The organism is Paenibacillus sp. Soil766 (genome assembly GCF_001428105.1).
Lineage (GTDB): Bacteria > Bacillota > Bacilli > Paenibacillales > NBRC-103111 > Paenibacillus_E.
Genome location: NZ_LMSJ01000001.1, coordinates 72642 through 96522 on the forward strand (window position 1 = coordinate 72642; position 23881 = coordinate 96522).

The 23881-nt window shown below is 47.1% G+C and carries 12 protein-coding genes; 1 reads left to right on the top strand and 11 read right to left on the bottom strand.

Annotation, left to right across the window (positions count from 1 at the left end):
• Positions 1-16: 16 nt before the first annotated feature.
• Positions 17-2206: a glycoside hydrolase family 105 protein gene (locus ASG89_RS00245; RefSeq protein WP_057308309.1), complete on the bottom strand. Its 2190-nt coding sequence runs from the start codon at positions 2204-2206 to the stop codon at positions 17-19.
• Positions 2207-2324: 118 nt separating this feature from the next.
• Between ASG89_RS00245 and ASG89_RS00250 the strand changes: the two genes are divergently transcribed.
• Positions 2325-3143, top strand: a complete 819-nt coding sequence (locus ASG89_RS00250; protein ID WP_057308310.1) for an AraC family transcriptional regulator — start codon at positions 2325-2327, stop codon at positions 3141-3143.
• 115 nt (positions 3144-3258) lie between these two features.
• Here ASG89_RS00250 and ASG89_RS00255 read toward each other — a convergent pair whose 3' ends face one another.
• The 10 genes from ASG89_RS00255 to ASG89_RS00300 form a co-directional block, all read right to left on the bottom strand.
• On the bottom strand, positions 3259-8250 hold the full coding sequence (locus ASG89_RS00255; protein WP_057308311.1) for a polysaccharide lyase family 8 super-sandwich domain-containing protein: 4992 nt from the start codon (positions 8248-8250) through the stop codon (positions 3259-3261).
• 325 nt (positions 8251-8575) lie between these two features.
• Positions 8576-10825: an AraC family transcriptional regulator gene (locus tag ASG89_RS00260; RefSeq protein ID WP_057308312.1), complete on the bottom strand. Its 2250-nt coding sequence runs from the start codon at positions 10823-10825 to the stop codon at positions 8576-8578.
• An 85-nt stretch (positions 10826-10910) separates the two neighbouring features.
• Positions 10911-11954 (bottom strand): glycoside hydrolase family 130 protein, encoded by a 1044-nt coding sequence (locus ASG89_RS00265; RefSeq protein ID WP_057308313.1) that lies wholly within the window; start codon positions 11952-11954, stop codon positions 10911-10913.
• A gap of 85 nt (positions 11955-12039) precedes the next feature.
• Positions 12040-13605 carry a DUF3502 domain-containing protein gene (locus ASG89_RS00270; protein ID WP_057308314.1) on the bottom strand — a complete coding sequence of 522 codons (1566 nt, stop codon included), beginning with the start codon at positions 13603-13605 and terminating at the stop codon, positions 12040-12042.
• A gap of 62 nt (positions 13606-13667) precedes the next feature.
• Positions 13668-14555, bottom strand: a complete 888-nt coding sequence (locus tag ASG89_RS00275; protein ID WP_235549528.1) for a carbohydrate ABC transporter permease — start codon at positions 14553-14555, stop codon at positions 13668-13670.
• Positions 14556-14568: 13 nt separating this feature from the next.
• On the bottom strand, positions 14569-15480 hold the full coding sequence (locus ASG89_RS00280) for an ABC transporter permease (RefSeq protein WP_057308315.1): 912 nt from the start codon (positions 15478-15480) through the stop codon (positions 14569-14571).
• Between the two features lie 275 nt (positions 15481-15755).
• The gene (locus ASG89_RS00285) at positions 15756-16637 is read right to left on the bottom strand and encodes a carbohydrate ABC transporter permease (protein WP_057308316.1); all 882 of its coding nucleotides are present in this window, start codon (positions 16635-16637) and stop codon (positions 15756-15758) included.
• A gap of 12 nt (positions 16638-16649) precedes the next feature.
• Positions 16650-17591 (bottom strand): ABC transporter permease, encoded by a 942-nt coding sequence (locus ASG89_RS00290; RefSeq protein ID WP_057308590.1) that lies wholly within the window; start codon positions 17589-17591, stop codon positions 16650-16652.
• A gap of 72 nt (positions 17592-17663) precedes the next feature.
• Positions 17664-19352 carry an extracellular solute-binding protein gene (locus ASG89_RS00295; protein ID WP_057308317.1) on the bottom strand — a complete coding sequence of 563 codons (1689 nt, stop codon included), beginning with the start codon at positions 19350-19352 and terminating at the stop codon, positions 17664-17666.
• A gap of 278 nt (positions 19353-19630) precedes the next feature.
• Complete coding sequence (locus tag ASG89_RS00300) at positions 19631-23851, bottom strand: family 43 glycosylhydrolase (RefSeq protein ID WP_057308318.1); 4221 nt, start codon at positions 23849-23851, stop codon at positions 19631-19633.
• Between the last annotated feature and the right edge of the window lie 30 nt (positions 23852-23881).

Sequence of the window (23881 nt, forward strand, 5' to 3'; positions counted from 1 at the left end):
ATGAGCATTATCGCAACTAATTCTTTTGTTTCAGCCACTTCGACATTTTGCCTGTTTCGATGCCCGCCAGCAACACAATCCCTATACCATGGGTATCATTCGTCACCGCGTTCAGTTCAACCTTATAGTAGTCCGGTGTGAAGGAATATCGGGAACCCCGGCATACCCCGTGTACATTCCCGAACCGATCGATGCCATATTTCGTCAGGGCTTCCCATCCCCTGTTCACCGCATGTACTGCTTTTGACGCCATGTCATCCCTAATCCATCCATGGCGGACTCCTCTGGATAAACCGTAAACAAACATACTGGTGCAGGAGGTTTCCTCATATGAGTCCGGATCAGTTAAAACCTGATGCCACAGCCCACTGGATCCTTGCAAAGCCATATACCCTTCGGCAAGCTCATTGTAGAATGTCAGCAAGTTCTCCCGCTCCACATGGTTTTCCGGCATAACCTCCAGCAACTCCGACAGGGAGAAGAACACCCAACCGTTGCCCCGGCCCCATGGGACATTGGTCGGCTTGTTATGCTTAAAGTCGTACACATGGGACATGATCTTGAATTCAGGAATAAAGAGATACTTCTTAAACTGCTTAAATTGCCTTGCTGCGTCATCCAAATATTGGGCATTCCCCGTCAGCCGATAATAGCGGATTAAGAATGGGGTGCTCATATATAGGTCGTCAGCCCATAGTGTATTTTCCTGAAAACTGTTCAAGCAGATGCGGTAGAAGGCGCCATCTTCAAGACGTTCCTGTTTAAATTCCATATGATTCGCGATCTGTTCAACTAGATAAGGCGTATGAGGATCTTGCGAGTCGCTGTACGCTTCGAGCACAGCGGAGCCGAAAGAACCGCAGTCATCCAGCATATCCATTTCCACCAGTTGATTGTTTACCGAGGGATAGCCGTACTGCTCCGCATCCCATTTCGCATATTTATAGATCCGGGTGCATTCGGTAATATGGTTCACCGAATAATCGAGGATTCCCTGCTTCTGTAAGAACCTGCCGGTCTGCATCAGCCCGTAAAGCGTAACCCCCAGGGGATAATTCCACTTGGCGAACAGCACATTATCTAAGTAAGGTCTTACCCATGTATTCGGCCGATCCAGCTGCCAGAAGAATTGACTATCCCCCTGTTCAAACAAACGGTATAGGGAACAAATGCTATCTGCGGGTTCCTCCAGCTGTTTGTCAAAAGGCCCCAGATACAGCCATGGTTCAGAGTTCCCCTTTACACCCCTAGGAATTGATAACGCAACATTTTCCCCATCCATGATAAAGTCAAAGCCGTACTCCCATCCATATTCCGAGGAACACAGCTCCACCAGCACCTCATGCTTCCCCGGATCCAGCTTGAATTCCACCATATCCGATGTCTTCAGCGCTCCCGAAAACACTTCATTGCCATCCAGCCACATCCTCAGCTTCCCTGTGGAACTCCCTTTCAGGCTGCACACCTTTGGGCTAGCGCTGGAATGGCTAAGCTCCGACCAGAGGTAAGCCACCTTGTGGGGCCTATTGCCGAAAATCCGCGTGCACGGATTCAACTTCATTTTTTCTGCATCCCAGGAAAGCGCGGGGTACCAGACCATGCCGGATTGCTCTTCCAGGCCTGTGTATTCCGGGCTATGCTCTTCACTGAAACAGTCCGCATTCATGGCGTCAGAATAGATCCAGCCGGCCTGTCCCTTTCTTTCCTGAAAGGGAGACATAAACTCCATGGGATTCCATTTTGTGTGCAGCGTACCAAAAACCCCGCCAAAACCTGATGCTGTCTTCACAAACTTTATGCAGACTGAATTCCAGCCCTTGTGCAACTTGGCACGAATGCCTTTATTCATCTTGGGATTTACTTCTTCATTAATATCGGCTCTATACAGAAATTCTCGGTTCAAATAAACAGTAGCAGGACCATAGCAGCTCATTCCAAAGTCCGTCCACCCATCATGGTTGCTCCAGAGCAGACCAAAGACATAAGCAAACTGGCCCATTTTGGCTTCTGACAGCTTCTCTTCTAAATTCATATCGTATCTTCCATTATTCTTCTTAAGGAAGCCTTCCCGCGAAAAACTCCGGAACTCAAATGGAAGTGCAGGATTCCTTCCTATGTAGGCATTAGCAACGGTTTCAAGGATCTCCTCTGTACGGTCATACAACTTGGAATAAATGCTTTCCTGTTCATCAAAATACGGTTTCATTTTCGCAACTCCCTTATGAATTATTCTACGATTTTATGGTAGCATATGTTGAGTGTTTAAGGGATGTATGATATGATCCGATTTGTAATATATCCTGATTATTTGGTGGTGTGATGGATTGAAGACTAGCGATATGTTAAACGCCATGGTTCCACATTTTCACTTCGCTATTAAACGGTACGCTACCCCTTCCTGGAGAATTCCACATGCTGTTTTTCATCATCATAATCTCATGTTAATCATTGATGGTGAAGCCAATCTCCTTTGTAATGATGCTGAGTTTAAAGCTACAAGCGGTGATCTTGTTTATTTTAAACCTGGCGATATGAGAAGAGGAGATACGAATCCGAATAGTCTTGTGAAATGTTATACCATTGACTTTCAATATGCCTGTCCTATTAGGGAGAACGGCAGTTGGGTTCATCTTGATGTTGTGCTTCCTTTTCCGCCTCACAGCCATATTCAGGACCGGTATCTATTCCGTCGTTTGAAAGAATTATTTGAAGAATTCATGCGACATTGGTCATCGGGGCACGAGAATAGGACGTTCAAATGCCGCGCCGACTTCATGGAAATCCTTCTTCTTCTTTCTAAATACATGGAAAATAACACGATAAACTACAGCTCTATTCATAAAGTGGAGAAAGTAATCAACTACGTTGCAGCCAACTATGCCCGAAAGTTAACCCTAAATGAGCTAGCCGACAGCATACAAATCAGCCCCTCTCATCTCGGGCATATTTTCAAGGAAACAACAGGAGAAACGCCCATTGAGTTTATTATCAAATATCGGATCGCCCGTGCCAAAGAATTTCTGGAAAACGGTTGTTCCGTAACCGATACCGCAAGATTAGTTGGCTTTGGCGACATGTTTTATTTCAGTAAGTATTTCAAAAAAATAGAGGGGGTCTCCCCTACTACATATACGGGCTTGTAGTGGCGTCATCGTACTAAAAGAAAACGCCTGATATTGACGCCGATTTGCTGGCTGCTTTAGTTAGTCTTAAATACAAAGCACGGCAGCCAGACCTGTCTGGCTGCCGCTTTTGCGATCAAATCAATTCTGATTTTTGAAGCAAGCGCTGGATAAGCGCCGCAACTTCCGCTCTCGAAATGTATGCTTTCGGAGCCAGCAAGCTTTCGGTTCGTCCTGAAACAAGTCCGGCTTTCAAGCTGTCGGAGACGCCATTCTTTGCCCATGACGATACATTTTGCGAATCATCGTATGACCTCAACATTTCATCTGCCGAACCGTTCGGAAACTTCTCAGCTAGATTCGTTAATGCCATCGCTTTCGCCACAATGATCATGGCCTGTTCTCTCGTTATTTTCTCCAACGGGCGGAACGTTCCGTCTTCGAATCCGCTGATCAGGTTGTAAGTGTGAGCGGTCAAGATCGCGCTGCTGAACCAATCTGAAGGCTTCACGTCTGCAAATGAGGCATTTCCGCTTTCGAGCTTCAATCCCAAGCCCCGAACCATAATTGCCGAAAATTCCGCTCGGGTAATCTCTTGATCCGGTTGGAAGAGATCCTTGGTTATACCGTTAATCACCATTCGGGAGCCCATTTCGTTTACGGCATCCTTCGCCCAATGCCGGGCCACATCCTTAAACTCTTTCGGATGCCATACCACAGAATATGTACTGTTCGTCAAGCTGTTGATCTTGGCGACATATCTGCCGTCCACTTTGATGACCTTCGTCGGCACATGACGCACGGTTCCATCTGGTTCGACCACGACTCCGGTGGTGATCTTATTGGGATCTACTTCATCCGGTATAGCAATGGTTCGTTCCACAAAAGCATTAAACTTCGAGATTTCAATCGTCGTGCTTCCGGATGTCACTTTTATCGTGAAATCCAATGGAGGCACAACAAGCGTGAACTCTCCAGAAGCAGCAGTATTTTCCACGACCTTCGCCATATCAGCGACAGGCTCGCCGATTTCGATCTGTACCTTGATATCCTGCAAAGTGACGTCCTGGCCAAGTTGATCGGTTATCGCACTGATATTGATCTGCTGGGCTGGCAAAGTATATGTTGCATTCTTCGTCTTGATCTCTACGACCGCTTGTTTATGTTCCATGTTTTTGACCATCTGACCGTTCAATTCGCCAACGATAACGTCGGATTGAATATTAACCGGAATCTTGATCACCACACCCTGCCCTTCAGTCGCCAGCATCTCCTCCACTTTCTGCTGATCAACTACGACGGTCGTGACGATCTGACCATCCCTTGTCGTAGTCGTTGCAATTCCTGCACTCTCCACTTTGCCATTCACCAGAATCTCCACACTTTGATTCTGGCTCTCAGTCGAACTTGTAGTTTCAGTCGTGCTCGACGACGGCGCACTAGGAGTGACGGCATTAGAGGCAGCGGAAGCTTGACTGCTTCCCACGCTGTTGATCGCTCTTACCGTAAATGTATATGTCGTTCCATTCGACAATCCCTTTACCGTAATCGGGCTTGATGTCCCCGATGTTATTGTTTCACCAGGAGAAGTCATCACCTGGTAGCCAGTCACGGCACTTCCTCCGTTAGACGCCGGAGGGTTAAACGCGATGATGACTTGCCCATCCCCCGCTGTCGCATCGAGATCCGTCGGCGCTGTCGGGACTGATTTAGGCGTTGCACTGATCTGGTTGGAAGCGGCGCCCTCGCCCTCTTCGTTCATCGCTGTAACGACGAAGTAATATGTCGTCCCATTGGTTAACCCGGTCACATCAACCCCGTATACCGATCCATTAACGGTAACAGCCTCGGTTCCGTAGGTGCTGGAAGTTACGCTTTGATAGATTTTATAAGCTATCGCGCCACCCACAGGGCTCCAACTAAGACCTACTTTACCGTCGCCCTCTTCCACTTTGACAATGTTCGGCACTCCAGGAACATCCGGAATAAAGTAGGTGGTGTACGTAATCGCCCTCGTCACGGACGGGATCGCGGGCAAGGCGGCAGTAATCGTCACGTCTCCCGCAACGGACGGCGCCGTAAAGACAGTGCTGAATCGGCCGTCCACATCCGTTACCGCTTTAGCGGTTTCGGAGCTGTCAGACGAAGACGCCAATTCGACCTCCACGCCGGGGACCGGAAGATCGACGCCGTCGTAGACGACTCCTGTAACGGACACGTCCCCTCCGACCGTCACGGAAGACGGCGTTGCTTGAAGTTCGATCCGAGCGGGTACCCTTTGTACGATCTCGGTACCGTACACTTTAAATTCCCAGAGCGAGTAACCGTATGCGCTTCCTCTTTTCGTGCCATACATCTGAACATATCTTGCATTCACCGGTTCGAAGGAGATATCATTGATTCCGCCATCTCCGGTTGTTGTGCTGTAAACTGTAGTCCAATTCGTCGCGTCGTCGGAAACCCGAATTTGGTATTCCTTTCCATACGCAGATTCCCAATTCAGAGCGACCTTCTGGATGGATTGGCTAGATCCAAGATCGACGTAGATCCACTGCAGATCGGAATAGTTAGATCCCCAACGAGTCGCCAATGAGCCATCGACTGCATTACCAGCCTTCACGTCCGCGGCTCTAGACGAGCTCGCCACGACTGGCATGCCTTCCGCAAGATTGGGTGCTACTGCTTCATACACCTTAAATTCATTAAGCGAGTAGCCATCTCCGGTACCCTGCCGAACTCCCTGCATCCGAACATACCGGCTACTAACCTTGCCAAAAGAAATGTCGTCGATTCCGCCGTCTCCCATCACCGTTGTGTAAACGTCCGTCCAGGTGACAGCATCGTTCGATACTTGAATTTTATAACTTTTACCGTATGCCTTCTCCCAATTTAACCTAACTTTATTGATCGTATATTGATTTTGCAAATCAACATAAATCCATTCATTATCAGAAGCATTTGAACCCCAATACGAAGTTCTGTAAATATCCGTAGCATTCGAGGCAAATTGTTTGCCTTTGCTGGATGAAGAGGTCGAGCCTTTATCGTAAGCGAGATCAAATCCGCTGTCGTCGATGGAGGTTCCCTCGTTGATAGTAATGCTTCGACCGGTGAACGTATCCTTGCCGAGTCTATAGCTTGTCGTGGATTTTTCTCCGTTTCGATCCAGCGTCACTTTCACTGTAATCCCCGGTGTTTCGGGATTGGCAACTGAGATACGAACAGGCTCTGCGGATTCGTCAATGATTACCATGGCCGGTTTATCTACCGTGACAGTCAAACCGTCTCTCACCGTCATCGTATCTGGCTGATAAAACAGCAATTCCGCAATTCTTAGAGTCTGATGCCGGATAGCCTGGACGGATGAGGTATTCGAAAGAATACTTATCGGGTTGTCGCTAGCATAGCTGCCGACCTCTTCAGAAGTTTTGTTTGGCAATACAATGTACTGATAGGAGGCGTTTGTGGGTTTCACACCATGATCAAGCCAAATGGAAAAAATCGATTTAGTGATTGGCTCTGGTGAACTTCCCGAAATCACGTCGCTCCAGCTCCCGGTTTTCGTCTCCCGATTCACTTGAAAATCCGTCGGATTCGGGAATATATAGCCGATATTATCGTTATATGCCCAGCGTCCGTTTGTTTGCTTCGCTCCCTCTGCTACCGGATTGCCATCTACGAGAACATCGCCTGTCGTTTGACTTTGGTTCAATGTCGTGTGGATAGGAGCGTTATTCGTCGAAGAAATTCCTGCACCAAGCGCCACCATTTCATCATCGAAAAAGAAGAAACCCTTCTTTCCGCTTGTATTCAGCTTGTTAAAATCAAACGCAGTGACTCCATAACGCTCATTTGTCACTCCGCCTACAAACGTTTTGGGATTGTTGAAATTCCCATCTTTCGTGAGAACGTAGGGAGCTGTAGTACCGGGAACATGAGCCCAATCCATCAACGGATAAATGGGTCTGTATTCGTCGCCGGTTCTCTGAATGGCGGTGGCTCCTTGCGGCGTCCAGTACAGAAGGTTAAATCCCCCGGGATTAATCGTTCTCCATTCACCGCCTTTAACCGTGCTAGAAGACATCTTGACCGTAATTCCGTAGTCATTTCGCATATGTGAGGAGACAAGCGTCTGCCATTGCGTCATATTGTTGGAGTTCTGCCCGTTGCTCGTGCTCGTGCCGAAGTTGCGAATATTGTCTAGGAAACTCGCAAACTCCCCAGCCCTCATTGGATTAGCCATCTGCATCCACAAGAGCGGATCTTCATAAAAGGTCAAAGCCGCGCTTGAATAACCCGGCCAATCAGGCCCATTCATCCCCATACCCAGATCGGCAACATCACCTCGTACGAGATACCTGGTGCCGTCCAACAAGTATGACGATAACGAATCAATTGCCGCCTTGCTGTACGAGAACACGGTACCAGAGGTAATGTACGCCCAGAATGACATATCTCTAGCAAAGCTTCTTCCGTAGCCCGTCGTATAATTCGTTTTGCCATGCATGAAAAAAGACATGTCCGACTGGATTCCAGTCACTGTCGTCGTCACATTCGACAGCACGTTAAATGCATTTACGGCGTTCCGAACGATCTGAGCATCCTCCAGCAGTAAGCCTCGGTACATATAATTTTGATTGTACCAAGACGAGTTGGCTCCATCGACAGTGTGAGGGTTGCTGTCTAAAGTGCCTATAATATTGGAAACTTGCTCAGCAGTTAAATAGCCCTCACATAAAAATGCAATTTTTCCCAACCTTAATTGTTTGCCGATTCCGGTCTCCCACCAGTTGGTTGAAGTCGGCTTTACCGTAAACCAATAGTTAAGCGCCTTTTTAATACCACCTAACAGCGCTTCACTATGATAGCCTGGGTCATTCGGGTCAGCAAACGCCTGAGCCATCGATTGCATCCGATCTAATGCAAGGTAGGGTGACCAACCTCTCCCATTGGCGGCAGAAGTCGTACTCGTGTAATCGACATCCCCCCAGCTTCCATCCGGGTTTTGATTGGATAAGTAAGTGCCAGCCTGTGATTTGAAGGTCCATTCAACTCGACCGTTCGTTCCATCGTTTATGATATCTTTGGAGATGTAAAAATCAACCATACGCTTTTTCATCAATTTCATATCTTCGATCTCCTGTGAAGCATTCGTCTCTTCGGAAGTGCTCGCCGATACGGGCGAGTATAAAAATATCGATGCTATCATTAAACAAACAGTAGAAAGACATATCCACCTCTTAAACCTTTGCATCTGGTTATCCATTCTAAGGCTCTCCTTTTTTAAGCTCAAAAGTAGTTGATTAACGCTTTCTAAGTTACGTTCGCAAGTATATTGAAAGCGTTTGCAGATCTTTCAGCGTTAGGGTCACTCACCCTAACGCGTTTACAGCGGTTGCCGTATTCGCGTAAACGACGTCGAACCAGCTATTATTAAATCTTCCGCAAGTGGTTTAGTTCAACTCTTCCGTTGTTTCGCGGAATTGCTTGGGCGTCATGCCTGTCGCTTTCTTGAATGCCGTAAAGAAATGACTTTTCGCTTGAAACCCGGCTGCATCAACAATTTGAGATACTGGCCATTCGGTGGAATGGAGCAGCTGTTTCGCCTTTTCAATGCGCTGTACAAGTATGAAATCCGACAAGCTCACCTGCAACGTATCCCTGAATATGGTCCGTACATAGTTCGGCGAAAGCCCGATGTGCAAACCGATGTCTTCGATCGAGAGGACCGGATTGTGCAAATTTTGGTTGACGAAATTGACGACAGATGCAGCTACGTCCTCTTTACGCTTCTCACGGCCAGGCTTCTTTACCTTCTCTTGCACGACTTGGATTTCTTCCCTCAGCCACTCGTTCACTTCATTTAAACTGCCATACTGTTCAAGCTTCAGATTAATCCCTTGCCAATTCTGAAGAGTATCCGTTTGGAGGAAAGATTTCGCGATTTCATACATAAGACGGGCTAAATGGAATTTGCATTCCTCAAAAGGCAATTGCCGAAGCCATTGGAAAATATCATCCATCACCTTCGCTGTCTCAGCTTCATCGCCTTTATTGACTGTCTGGATCAAGGTTTTGATTAAGTCGTTCGGAATATCCTCCGATGATTTTCCCAGCAGAGACTGACGGTCCGAATGACCATAAATCTTCTCTTCTCCAGTTAAAAACTTGATATAAGAAATCTCGAGCACATCACGGTATATAGCGTTCAGATCAAAGGAATCCGTGAAGGTTGTTGAGAACGCGCATACGCAATTGATGTTGAGATAGAGGCTCACATTCTCTTTCGCTTCCGCCAAAGCGGCGCGAGACTCGCCATCATCCGTTGGATCCGCCATGAGAACGACGAGATGGTCGTCTTTAAAGTCTATCGATGCTGCGGTAATTCGGCGATTCCGCATCGTCTCTTCAACGATATTGCCCATTGCGTATTTAAGCAGCCTGCGGGAATAATACGTATATTCCTCTTCGAAGGAAGGGTACGATTCAATCCTTACGACCGCAAGTCTCAATCTTCGGGCGCCGGCGATCGGGGTCAACTGCCGGAGAGAAACGAGCGTCAATTCCGGCAAGTTTCCGTTCTGCACCCATTGCCTAAGCAGATCTTCCCGAATAATGTGTTGACTGGACTTAATCGACTGATCCATTTGTTCGACTTGAACGACCAGCTTGCGAATGCCGCTTCGGATCAATTCATATTCGGCTTTATCGCGAATCGCATCGTCATGTCGGCCCTCATTCTTATGAAGCAAGCCGACCAGGTCGCTGAATGGCAAGTAAGTTCTTCTTGAGATCCAGAACACAAAAAACAAAGTCAGTAAAAACATTCCGCCCGCAGAAAGCAAAATCATATTCCTCAAATGGGATACTTTGCTCTTCCACATCTCCCAGGGCGTGAATTGGTAGACCGTCCAGCCCTCCGGATCAATTTTGCTGTACCGAACGGTCCACTTTTGCTCGCCGTTCTCCCATCCGAACGTTCCCGTTTCGTCTTGCGATTTATCTGGAATCGCTTGCGCCAAATTCTCCGGCACTTCACCGATGATCGGATTGCCGGAAGGATCGGTTATGATGATTTGCACCAGGCTTTGATCGTTTGACTGCATGACATAGCGTTCAAACAACTTCTGATCAAGCAGCATAATCAAATAACCTTCAGGCTTCTTTAATCCGATCGCGCGGACAGCCAGTTTAATGTAGGATTCCAATTGATAATCATGTCTGCTGAATCGAAGATACGGTTCGGAACCTTCAACTATTTCTTGCAGTAGTGCTTGATCATAGAATTCACTATAATCGAACATGGCTTCGCGCGAGGTCCACACGCGTTTTCCGGAGGCACTGATTAAATCGATTTTATAGATAAAGGGTTCTGAAGAGATATATTTCTTAATACTATCATTCAACCTGACAAGTAGTTGGGGATCATCGTAATCCGTGAACCATCCTTGTACAGTCTCGTCCTCATACATCCGCATTCCATAGAGGCGCAGCTTATAGAGGGTAAACTTTGTGTTTTCAACGATTTGGCCGAGCTGGGTTTGGGCAGCCTGGTCGATTTCTTCACGCGCAGACATAGAAAAGATTTGGACAAGGTACAATGAAAAGACAGTTACGATAATCGTAAAGAGGATCGCGAATGTGGCAAACACTCGGAGATATGTTTTATGAAGAGTCCATTTCAATCTTTTTATTCTGCGCATTAGAGTCCCTCTTACCTGTTGGAATAACTCTATTGTACCCAGTAGGCTCGGTTTTCGATAGTTCTGGTTTTTACAATGATGAAATTCAGAACGTACGATAAATATCCGCGAGAGAAAGATCCGCGCAAGCCATCACCTCATCCGCCGCACCGTAATACATGCGTACGGTTTGATCCATTAGCAATGCGCCGCAGGAAAACACGACACCGCCGAAGAATCCATTCATCTCGTAATCCGTTTCCGGCATTAAGACCGGAACACGGGATCTGGCAAGCACCTTCCCTGGATCCTCCCTATCCAGCAGAACTGCTCCCATACAGTATCGATCGTTCACATCGGCTCCATGATACAGCTCAAGCCACCCATCCTTCGTTAGAAAGGGTACCGCGCCTCCGCCGATTCTCCCGTTATCCCAGCTTTGCTCCCTTAAGCCGATCAGGAACCGATGATTTCCCCAGTGCATTAGATCCGGCGATTCCGCAATCCACATCTCCGGCGAACCGATTGATTTCGGGACAGGACGATGCAGCATAAAGTACTTGCCTTCAATTTTACCAGGAAAGATCGCAACGTCTTTATTTTCCGGCGGCAGAATTAGTCCGAGTCTCTCAAAGTTACGAAAATCTTCCGTTACCGCCAATCTTACCGCTACGCCTTTGGGAGATACGGCACTATAAGTGATGTAATAACGATTGCCCAGCTGAGTGATCCTCGGATCCTCGATACCCCAAGCCTCCTCGGCATCAATCGGAAACAGCGACGGATACTCGTCGATAACGAACCGGACGCCGTCTTTGCTTCGCGCAACCCGCAGGTGCGACATCGAGGTTAAATACGCGTACCGTCCTTGTTCTTTCACGACACGCGAATCTTCATAGTTGTATCTAGGATCGTTCTTGTTCAGATATTTGATCTCGAGCGTCCTATCCTGCTCGTTCAATACGGGTACGGCTATAGAGTTGCCCGGCACATGGACGGGCATCTCCGCAACTCGGAGCAGCAAGACGATCTCGTCATTGATGGCAGCCACACCGGCATTGAACACGCCGACGACTTTGAAATCGGGTCTACTGGGCTTCACATGGTTAGTCGTAATAATTGGATTTTCTTCTAGTCTGCCTATTCTCATCTTGTTCTCCTTCATCGTTTATACGGATAGCCGCATCGCGCCGAAGCGGTTACAGCTTCGGGCGCGATAGCAGCCTACAGTTCGCTTAATGACCGGAAATATACGCGTCTAGTTGTTTTTGGTACTCGTCTTGAACTTTTTTAAGCGTGTTGCCCAGTTTGGATTTGAATTCCTCCATCCCTTTGTTGGAATCAAGCCCGCCGAGCAGAATCGGATAGACGAATGAATTGGCTTTCAGCGTCGCCACTTCCTGGGCGACCGGATCAGGATTGAATGTAAAACCTGCATCCACAGATTTGATGAAATTTTTTGAATCTTTCGTCCATCTCCACCACTTCAAATCTTCTTCTGATAATGTAGAATTATAGCGTTCCAATGTCGGATTCCATATCCAGTCGTAGCCGAATAGCGGGTAATCCGCACTAAGCGGCTTAAAGCCGTCCTTGCCTACCGCTTCCCAATCTTGTCCCTCGATGCCATAACTAAGCAGATCATAATTTTCCTTCTGATTCGCCCAATCAAGGAACATGATGGACCGTTCTTTATTCTTGCTTGTCTTTGGAATACTGATAAAGTTCCATTGTTTGAAATCGGAAACATATTTATGAGACGGGTCTAGCAGCGTCAGCCACTCTACTTCGCCGCCGAGCTTCTTCACCGCGTCTTGAATATTTTGCTTAACGCCTACGTCCGCAATGGTGATCGCTGCAGTTTTACCGTTCATGAACAGATCCTGCTCGTTTTTTACAGCCAAATTATCTTTGTTGATGATGCCATCCTCATACCACTTGCGCATATTCTGGATGCCTGCCCAAATTCCGGCGTCTTTCTCTTCGAGCATGTTGTAGATTTTGCCGTTGTTATTTTTCTTGTAAAGGAACGGGAACATCTGTGCGATTTCTTGTTTATAGTCATAGGCGGGATCGTAGTTGAACTTATAAGCATTCGTAATCCTGTCCGTATCTACCATCGTAGTAAGAGGATTCATGCCCTTCTCGTTCTCTTTCACTTTATACAAATAAGTATTGAAATCCTCGAAGGTTTTGATCTTTCCTAACCCGTACTTCTCGCGTAAATCTTTGCGAATATAGATACCGCGGATTTGGTAATGCGAGATGCCTAGCGGAATTCCGTACACCTTGCCTTCAAACTTGTTGGCATCCCACATGTCTTGGGGGCGAGTGCTAACGATATTCGTCCCATACTGTTTCAACAATTCGTCCAACGGCTCATAAGCGTTCGAAGAAACCATTTTGTTCAAGTGGAGCCATGGTGCGTCGAAAATGAGGTCAATGCTCTCGCCGGAAGCGAGTGCCACCGAGGTCTTGCTGTCTAAATCGGACCAAGGAATGAAAGTAATATCCAACTTTGCGTTGATCGTAGAAGCCATCCGTTTCTCAGCTTCCGCAATGACAGCATTCATCTTCTTCGGACGGTCGCCAGGAATATAAATCTTAAGCGTAACAGGATCTAGTGCTTTCGACCCGCTGCCGTTCCCTTTAGCCGCCGTTTCTCCGGTATTTCCGCCTTTCGTTGTTGAATTTTCTTCGTTGTTGTTCCCGCTGCAGGCGGATAGGATACTCGATAAAACGAGAATCAGGACAACGAACATGAGCAGCCTGCTCTTTTCTATAGCCTTGAAGTAACTCATTGTTTTTCCTCCCTTTTTTGATAACGCATATATGCTCAACCGATTGTTCGGTTAACGCCGTTTTACCCTTTTACCGAACCAACTGTCAATCCCTTTACAAAATAACGCTGAAGGAATGGATACAATAAAACGATGGGACCGATTGTCAGACATACAGTTGCTAGTTGTACACCATAAGACGGAATAGCCTGCGTATAGCTTGTGCCTGAACCTTGGATGTAAGATGCGGCGTTAATATTGGAGATCAATTGGCGAATCATAATTTGTAAAGGGTGCAGGTTTTCATCGTCGATAAATAACAAAGCCAGCCACCAATCATTCCAGTATTGCAGCGCATACAAAAGCGTAACGGTTGCCAGCACCGGTTTGGAGATGGGGAGAATTATCTGGAAAAAGGTTCGGTATTCCCCAGCTCCGTCTACGGTAGCCGCCTCATTCAACTCGTAAGGCGTTGTCCGAAAGAACGCGACCATAACGAAAGTATTAAATGGATTTAGCACATAAGGCAAGATGAGTGCCCAGATCGTGTCCTTCAGGTGATACCAGTTCACGATCATCAGGTAGAATCCTACTAAACCTGATCCGAACAGCATAGTAAAATATGTAAGAAAAGCCATAGTGTTGCGAAATCGAACCTTGCGATGCGCAAGGACGTATGCGTACATAGCCGTTATGAGTACCGCAATCAGCGTTCCCAGGATCGTAACCGAAATAGAAACGCCATAGCTGCGGTATACCTGTCCTCCATTGAGCAGAAAGTTGTACGCGAATAAACTTAGTTTTTCTGGAATAATTTGGAAACCATTGACGCGAAGCGCATTCTCATCGGTAAATGATCCGATAAGAACCATCCAAAAAGGAATCAAACAGAATAACATGAAAATGGTAGTAATCAGATATGACGACATACTCAGGATGCGATCGTTCAGTCCATAAACCTTTCTTCTCAAGTCAGATCACCTCCTAAAACAGTTTGGAATCAGGGTCGTATAATTTGATGATCCAATTAAAAAAGAGGATCGTGATCAAGCCCATCACGGATTGATAGAGCGATACGGAGGAAGCCATCCCGAAGTCGCCGAGCCCGCGCAAAGCCCTGTAGGAATAAGTATCGATAACGTCTGTTGTCGGAAACAGCAGGCTATTCTCCCCGACAATCCCGTAAATCATCCCGAAATCGCCGTAAAAGATCCGACCGATGGCAAGCAATGTCAGGATGATGATGGTCGGGCGCATCATCGGAAGTGTAATATGCAGAATTTGCTTGAACCGGCTTGCTCCGTCGATTGTCGAACTCTCATACAACTCATCGGGTATCCCGGAGATTGCCGCCAGAAAGATGACCGAATTGTACCCAGCGAACTTCCATATGGACACTATTGTCAATATAACCGGCCAATACGAAGGTGAGCTGTACCAATCGACGCCGCTCACACCCGATTTCTCCAGCTGAAGATTGACAAGGCCGTTCGTGGAGTTCAGCAGTCCGAACACCATCAGGCTGACAACTAGCCAAGATACGAAATAGGGCAAGAAAATGAACGTCTGCGCTAGCTTCTTATAGATCCGAAATTGAATTTCATTCAATAGAATCGAGATGATTACTGCCGTCCCCAATCCAAAAAAAATGAAAAGCGCGTTAAGACCCAGCGTGTTTAGAGTAATCCGGATCCAATCCGTACCTCCGAAGAGAAACTTAAAGTTCTCGAATCCGTTCCAAGAGCTCCCCCAGATCCCCTCCGTAATTCTGAACTGTTTGAAAGCAATAATGTGACCGGCCATCGGCAAGTAGGCAAATAAAATGAGAAAAAGTATCCCCGGCAATGCCATCACATATAGACTTCGATTTCGTGCAATATCTCTCAGAAATCCCATGATGCTCTCTCCTTTCCATGCTCACATCATAGGTTCCGCCGATTGGTTCTGTATAGTTCTTGTTTTAATAAACGGCCATTAAACAGGTGCGGAAGGCAGTTCTGATCTTAACAAAAATAGATCCCGTGAAGTAATTCTTCTAGCTTCATAGCTCCATCGCTGGAATCGTTTCGACTTTTCACTGCACAAGTCAAATACCATCGGATAAAAATCCGATGGTATTTGACTTTATGGCAACCACATCATATATTTGCTTCTTGGTATAATTGTCAAGTTTAACCTTTGAGTGCTCCAACCATGACTCCCTTTACAAAATACTTCTGCAAGAATGGATATGCCGCCAAGATAGGGAGTGTAGCAACCATAATAGTTGCATATTTGATCGTTTCCCCAATTGCTGCTCTGTCCTGAGCAACGGTTCCGGACATCATTTCATCTGTACTGTTGGAGATAAGAATTTCCCTAAGCGCCAGCTGCAACGGCCATAAGTCTCTATTTCTTAAGTAAATCATGGCCCCAAACCACTCGTTCCAGTGGCCTACCCCATAATACAGCACCATAACGGCAATGGTTGGCAAAGCCAGTGGCAAAATGATTTTAAATAGTATGATGAAATCATGTGCACCATCGATATGGGCAGATTCTACTAAACTGTCCGGAATTCCCTGGAACGCCGTTCTCATGATAATCAGATTCCAAGTTCCGATTGCTCCAGGAATGATCAAAGCCCATAATGAATCCATTAAACCGAGATTCTTGACTAACAAGAAATTAGGAATCAACCCGCCGCCGAAGAACATGGTGAACACAATCATGAGGGTAATCGGCTTTCTCCAGAAGAAATCTTTCCTCGAGAGAACAAATGCTCCCATGGATGTCATAATAATATTATAAGCCGTTCCCACCACAACAATAAAAAGCGTATTCATATACCCGGAATAAATGATTGGATTACTTAACACAGCTTTATAAGCCTCTAGACTCAAATTTAATGGCTTTAGGAGTAAGCCGCTATGGGCTGTAAGCTCATCTGCACTGCTCAAAGATGCAAAAATAACGTAAACAAACGGATAGGCCGTTATCACAGCCAGTGCGGCTAATATAATAACAGTCGCCGAATCGAAAATGTAATCCCCAACTGTCCTTTTGACAACCATACCTTCCACTCCTTACCAAAGACTGGTTTCATTAACCTTTCGGCTAGCGTAGTTTGCTGTTACGATTAAAATCAAATTCACGATAGAGTTAAATAGTCCCACTGCTGCACTGAAGCTGTAATTTGCCTCCACCAATCCACGCCGGTATACATAAGATGATATAATATCCGCTGTTTCATAAGTGCTAGGATTATAAAGCAATATGACTTTTTCATAGCCTTCACTCATCATACGGCCAATACTCATAATTAATAGGATCACGATTGTGGGAGCAATGCCCGGCAGCGTGATATGGACGAACTGTTTCCACCTTCCAGCTCCGTCGATGGTTACCGCCTCATATAGCTCTGTGTCAATAGCGGTTAGGGCAGCGAGATAGATAATCGACCCCCAACCTACGCCCTGCCAGATGCCTGTACCTACATAAATGGTCCTAAACCATCCTGCTTCAACAAGGAAGATCGTTCGAGAGCCTCCAAAATAAGCAATAATATCATTGATCAGGCCGCTTTTTGCGAAAAAATCGATAATCATGCCACAGATAACAACCGTTGAAACAAAGTGCGGTAAATAGGTAACGGTTTGGATCGTCTTTTTAAAATATTTACCTTTGACCTCATTAAGCAATAACGCCAGAATAATGGGTGCCGGAAAAGCAAAGATAAGCTGATAGAAATTGATTAGTAAGGTATTCCGGATGACTCTCCATGCTGAGATACTATTAAAGAAATCATGAAAATGTTTGAGTCCTACCCAGCTACTGTCCCAGATGCCTTTAACGGGGCTAAATTGTTTAAATGCGATGATGACCCCATACATAGGAACGTAGTGAAACAAGATGTACCAGGCTACTACAGGCAGGGCCATCAATATCAACCATTTATTTTTTTTATAATCTTTTTTTATAGCCTGAATAAGGCTTGGCTTTTGGTATATCAAAGGTTGCGGCTGCATCTTTACTTCTGGCACTATTGGAACCTCCCTGTATTGTAAAATGGGGGAATTGCTCCCCCCATTTCACACATGCTATTTATCAAAGATGTCGCTGATATTAAACGATTTCGGATTCAATGCCTGCGGGAATTTTTTAATAAACCGATCATAGGCGCTCTGTCTAACTTTGTTGATATCCTCAATACCTAGCTTTTTGATTTGCTCCACATATTTATCCCAAGTAGCATCCACATCTTCTTTCCCCATAAGCCACTTCAGGAACATTTCATCCTTATACGTGTTAATTTCATTTTGTTTGGTAGTTGTTTGAGAAACTTCATCTGGAGTCAATGTTCCTCTATAGTTCTTATTGGCTTTAGTAACCTGCTCTGCATATTTTGTCCAGGTTTTTAGTGACTCTTGTTGCTGGGGTAACGCCATGTACTGCTCAAAATACCTTTGATCCTGTACAAAAGGGCCGTCTTTAAAGGCGCGAGCGTAAAATTGTCCCATGGTTGCGATCGGTTGTCCGTTCGGATTATTCGTCACCAGCTCCGTATATTTGGGATATCCGTTCTCCATCTTATAGCTCACACCTTCAATACCGAAGTTATAGAGCATGGAGCCTTCCTTCGTATAACCATAATTCAAGAATGCGAGCGCTTCTTTCAAATTCTTCTTAGCTGAGCTGGTCACATTCCAAGCGCCGCCGCCGGTGGTAGGTCCATCCTTCGGCATAAAGGGATTGAAGTCGCCCTTGTTAAGGACGAGGTACGGCATGGCGACCAGGTCAAATTTGGGGTCTTTGTTCTTCATAAGCGGCAAGTATTTACCAAGACCTGAACCGGTGTTTCCTACGGTTCCTCCAGCTTGATTTCCAGTAATTTTGGCATCGATGGTTTTGGAATTATTCGTAGCCAATTCGGGATCTAAGATGCCTTCCTTATACCATTTCACCATGGTCTTGGCATATTCTTTAAACCTCGGGTCAATAGCACCGTATAGCACCTTACCATTCTCAATGAAGTGATCCTGGTTAATCCCCCAAGCTCCGGTAAAGTAGATCCCTTTAATATTTCCAACACTTCCGGTAAAAGGTGTCGTTGCCCCCTTCTTTTCTTTGAACGCTTTCAATACCGTATATAATTCGTCAATCGTTTCTGGCACTTTCAGTCCCAGATCGTTCAACCAGTCCTTACGCAAATAGCCTCCAAAGTACGTGTATATACTCTCGTCACCTTTGAGGAAAGGGGTATAAAACTGATTTCCATCCTCTGTTTCTACATCCATTAATAAATCCGGATAGGCTTCATAGATTTTGGCAAGATCCGGTGCATACTTGGGGATTTCTTTCTTGATGTCAAGCAGTATGCCATCTTCGAAGGCTTTCACCCTGCCTCCCGGATAGTCTCCAAAGGTGCCCACAATAAAATCGGGTATATCGCCGGACGCAAGCATAAGATTAAACTGCTCCTTCGCCGAGCCTTCAGTAGGATGAATATACTCAAGCGTAACATTTAGTCTCTTCTGCAGCTCTTTATTCAGCTCTGACTCGGCATAATTCTTCATAACAGCAAGAGCAGTACTCGGTAAGGGCTCCCAGACGCGGAATTTCACAGGTTTCTCAAAAGGCAATTTTATTGCAGTATCCGTCGAAGCCGAAGTCGTTGGTTCAGCTCCTTTTTCCTCTCCTACACATCCTGACATTACCGCAGATGTCAAAAGCGCTATCAAGAGGGAACCGGTCGTCATCTTGTTAAAAACCTTTTTACTTTTCAACATATATTTCTCCCCTTACCTTTCATGTTTTGGCTACATGCAATTGTAACCTGACTGCAAGCATTCACACTTCATCAACAAATACATTTGCTAGGGTAAGTGTAGTATTTCTATCAACCGTAAATCAATCTCTATCCAACAGAATGCGTATTCTAATTCCCCAAAGTCAATATTAAATATGGGAAAATCATCATCAAAAAACAAAAAGCGGTGCAAAATCGATGACGGAACTCGCAAATATTCTATGGTAGGAGATTTTCTCTATCTATCCGATCAACCCCTCAGTTGCTGTACCAAGCTATAAAGCGCGCGAGTATGGCGGATACTTCGGCCCGGGAAGCCCTACTAGCAGGCTCCAGAAGATTCCCTAGTTTGCCGTTAAGGACCCCCGCCTTCACGGCCCAATCCATGGCTTCGCTTGCCCAGATGGAGATTTCATCACTGTCCGCAAAGCTCTTGCTATTGTTGTCCGCAGCAGGCTGTCCGGCGTACCGGTGCAGGATCGTAATCAGCTGTTCCCGGGAAATAGCGGCTCCAGGGTTGCTGCCATCGCTGATCCCGGAAGTGATCGCCCAGTCTTGTGCCTTGCTGTACCCGTCTGGTCCACCACCGATCTCCACGCCGTCGAAGCGGGCCAGCACGGTGTAGAACATAGCGAAGCTCAGCGTTTCATCTGGCGCGAAGATTCCTTCACTTATGCCATGGAATAGTTCACGGCTGGCGGTAAAGGCAATCGACTCGGCCGCCCAATGGCCGCCAGGCACATCCTTGAACACAATCTTGTTGTCGATCACCTTCACCGTCATATTGTCCTTGGCTGTGAAGCGCAATCCAGCTTTAGTCCGTACAGCAGTTCTGATCACTTCCTGAGTTCCGTCTGCATGAACCACAACAGCTACTGTGGAAGCGGAGGCATCCTTGACGGGAATCGTAACCTTCGCTTGCGTCATCCCTTCGGGCAAACTGATCTTGGCCGTAATTTCGCCGGCAGGTGTCGTAATCATCTCAATCTTAACGTCCTGTGCGTCCGTTTCATTTGTACTGGAACTTCCATCAGGCTTGGTCACTGGTGTAACGCCCGGTGAAGCGATTGGATCGGAGGAATTGTTGCCTCCACTTTGGTTATCTTCGTCGCTATCGTCTGATACATACACACTTACGGTCACTGTGCATGTATCAGAGTAGTCGCCATCTTCAGTTGCCACCTTAATCACAGCTGTGCCTGTGGTATGGACTGTCACCAGACCGTCCTCATCCACAGTAGCTACAGCAGGATTAGACGAGCTCCAGGTCACAGCCTTGTTATCTGCGTCAGCGGGCTCAACTTGTGCAGATAGCTGGATTGTTGAACTCCCAGAGTTGGTATACAGTTGGGCGCTAGTTTGATTCAGGCTTACCCCAGAGACAACCTTTGCTCCTCCCGCAACCATAACTTTGAAATCATCGAAGTCGATGGAGGCATTGGCGAATTTATCAATGCCGAGCACCTGGCCAATCAGCTTGGTGCCGCCTGTATGGCGGAAGTTAAAGTCCGTTGCCACCTCAACATCATCCATATAAACGGTATAGGTTTTGGCCATCCAATTGACCACCATCTTGATTTTATACCATGTATGGAGTGAAGCAGGTTGGACTGGGACCTTATTGGTTGGCCCCTTCTGCACTAAAATGTTCCCCTTATCAAACGCTGTGACCACGGAATAGTTGCTCGCACCGCTGTCGTTTCTCACCATGGCGCCATTGAAGTAACCAGTGCCAGCATTTAATCTGGCGCGATATTCGATAATAATACGCTGATCCGCTTCTGCCTTCACCTCGCCTGCGAACGGCAAGAATAGGTTTGCTTTAGGTTCCGTCGTAGCAGGTGTGACCAACCGGAGGAATTTATTCCCGTCCTCCTCCTGCACAGTGGCAGTAGAGCCCTTGGTCAGGGCTTCGATCGTAATCCCGAACGGGTACTTGCCCGTCTCATCATCGGAGAAATCCCGGTAAGCGTTATAGAACACGCCATTCTGTGTACCGTTGAACGAACCTAACAGATCTGTTTCCGCTTGAGCAAGAGTGCTCTTGGCCTGATTAAGCTGCTCTTCTGTCAGGTTGGCGTCTGCTGATAGTTCCTCCGCATGGTTCAACTGAGCCATAAAGGCGTTATACGCTGCTTGACTATAACTTCCTAAACCTTTGTCCAGAGGATATGAGGAACTGTCTATCCTGCTCTTAACTTGATTCACGATTTCATCAAGCCCTAATCCCAGGACAACCTCCACGGAAACGGCTGTAGGAATCGTCTCCCCATTCAGTGTCAGTATGGCAGGCACCAGCACAGAGCCTAGTGAGTTGAAGTTCATTCCATCCAATTTCCAATTAACTGCAGCAGTACTCTTCACTCCCTTGTAGATAACCTCCACAGTAGTGGGCAGTCTAGGTGTCACTCCGGAGGGAGTCTTGATTGGAGTAAGAATCTGTGAAATCAGATGCGGATCAGGGGTTACTGTCAAGTTAAACCGCGCTTCCTTGCCGCCATATGTAGCTTGAATCACCGTATCCCCCGGTTCTGTGTCATATACATGACCAGTGACCGAAACTTTAGCTACGTCGGGGTTACTGCTGGAGTACGTGGTGCCGACGCCAGCAGTAACATCCTGAGCTTCATTCGTGTTGTAGCTTGCTGCTACCCGCAGTTGCCCTGTCTGCCCGCTGGTAAGGACGTTGTTCAATCCGCTGATGGCAATGGACTGCATAGACCTAGGTTCAGCGGTAACAGTAACCGCGATCGTGGCCGTTTTCCCGTCATAGGTTGCGGTGATCGTGGCGCTTCCCGCTCCGACCCCCTTGATCCTATCCCCATTAATAGCAACGACCGCTGTATTGGAAGAAGAGAAGGATACTCCACTCTCCACGGGGGAGTAGGTAGTGCCTGTTACCGTATACACAGGCAAACTGCGACTTTCATCCAATCCCAGCGTATACCCAGGAGATTCGAATAAAATTGTCGGCGCAGCATCAAGCTCGAATACATCTATACTGTCAATTTCGGCAAGGTTGGTGTCTGCCGAGAAGCGGACCGTATTATCGCCTTGCTTGAGGAAGACTTTCGCTGTGGAGATTCCCCAACGATTCCAGCCAGAATGGATGATGCTCAATTTGGAGCCAGAGCTTCCGTTGACCGACAATATCTGGGTTGCCGCTGTTCCGCTCACTGAGCCGTTGGCATTGCGCACAGACAGCATATAAAACCCCGTCTCCGGTACGTCGACTGTAAACTGGGCATAATCATTCGCATTCGAGATGTTGGCGATCTTCATTCCGCCGGAAGCGGTGATTTCCGGTCGAACAGCTGGACCGCTGCTGCCGCTGGGGTCTTTCACCAACAGGGCGGCTTCCGCCTCATAGCGCTTTCGCACCGGCTCACCTGATGGGATGGCAATCGGTTTATTCGGCTCGACGGGCTCTCCCAGGTTCGGCGTACCGTCCTCGTTCCAAGTGAACTTCTGCGTGCGGATACTGCGGTTCCAGCCTGCGCCTTCCCAGCGGGCTCCGTGGTAAACAATCCAGTCCTCAGTGCCGTCGGGAGAAGTCGTGAGGCTGTGGTGACCCGGTCCGATAACACCGTTGGCGCTGGAGAAGATTGGCCGATCTCGTTTCGTCCACGAGTTGAGATCCATCAAGTCAGTGCCAATCTTGGCCGTGATCAGTCCGAGGCAATAGTAGTCTGTCCAGCTGCCGTTTGCAGAGTAGACCAAGTTGATGGTATCGCCCTTTATCGTAATTTCGGGACCCTCATTGATCTTGCCTGGGGTATTCTCCCAAGCATACTCAGGCGTTGAAAGCAGCAGCCGTTCCGAGCTGATGGTTTTGGGATCACTCATTTTGGCAATATATAAGTTCTGGCCTTGCCCCGACTGATCACTTGCCCAGCCAGACCAAATGAAATAGTGTTGATTATGTACCGTCAGCACCGTGCCGTCGATCGCCCAGCGGTCGGTGGAATCGGTAATCTTCCCTATGAAGGTCCATTCTCCGCTCATCGGATCAGCATTGGCGTTCTCCAACACGTACATGCGGTGATTTTTTCCTTCCCCATTGTCAGGTGAGAAGTAGATATACCATTTGTACTGGCCATCGGCATCTTGGAGATAGTGAATTTCCGGTGCCCACACATTGGAACTGTACATGGTACCCGGAACCGCTCTCCAGACAACTACCTTATCGCCTGCATCAATACCGGTTAGCGTCTTCGATCTCCAAAGTGTGACATTCCCGCCGGTTGTATGGGTATAGTAGTAATAGCCGTCCGTGTGCTTGTAAGCATAAGGATCAGCTCCGTTCTGAAGGATCGTATTGTAGAAATTGGACACTTCTGATCCCCCCGCTGTCGATGCCGATATCGAATCTCTCGTATCTGGCGTCGGCTCTGCAGCCGCAGCTGCTCCTGACCATTGCGGCAGCATCAGCAGCACTGCGAGAATAAGCAGCAGATGCCTGAATCTTTTCCTGATCATGTGCAACCCTCCCTGGAATCATATAGCCTC

Coding starts and splice junctions, on each gene's coding strand:
- ASG89_RS00265 (WP_057308313.1), bottom strand. CDS start 11,954: ATGAGAATAGGCAGACTAGAAGAAAATCCAATTATTACGACTAACCAT.
- ASG89_RS00270 (WP_057308314.1), bottom strand. CDS start 13,605: ATGAGTTACTTCAAGGCTATAGAAAAGAGCAGGCTGCTCATGTTCGTT.
- ASG89_RS00255 (WP_057308311.1), bottom strand. CDS start 8,250: ATGAAATTGATGAAAAAGCGTATGGTTGATTTTTACATCTCCAAAGAT.
- ASG89_RS00295 (WP_057308317.1), bottom strand. CDS start 19,352: ATGTTGAAAAGTAAAAAGGTTTTTAACAAGATGACGACCGGTTCCCTC.
- ASG89_RS00300 (WP_057308318.1), bottom strand. CDS start 23,851: ATGATCAGGAAAAGATTCAGGCATCTGCTGCTTATTCTCGCAGTGCTG.
- ASG89_RS00285 (WP_057308316.1), bottom strand. CDS start 16,637: ATGGTTGTCAAAAGGACAGTTGGGGATTACATTTTCGATTCGGCGACT.
- ASG89_RS00260 (WP_057308312.1), bottom strand. CDS start 10,825: ATGCGCAGAATAAAAAGATTGAAATGGACTCTTCATAAAACATATCTC.
- ASG89_RS00280 (WP_057308315.1), bottom strand. CDS start 15,480: ATGGGATTTCTGAGAGATATTGCACGAAATCGAAGTCTATATGTGATG.
- ASG89_RS00245 (WP_057308309.1), bottom strand. CDS start 2,206: ATGAAACCGTATTTTGATGAACAGGAAAGCATTTATTCCAAGTTGTAT.
- ASG89_RS00290 (WP_057308590.1), bottom strand. CDS start 17,591: ATGCAGCCGCAACCTTTGATATACCAAAAGCCAAGCCTTATTCAGGCT.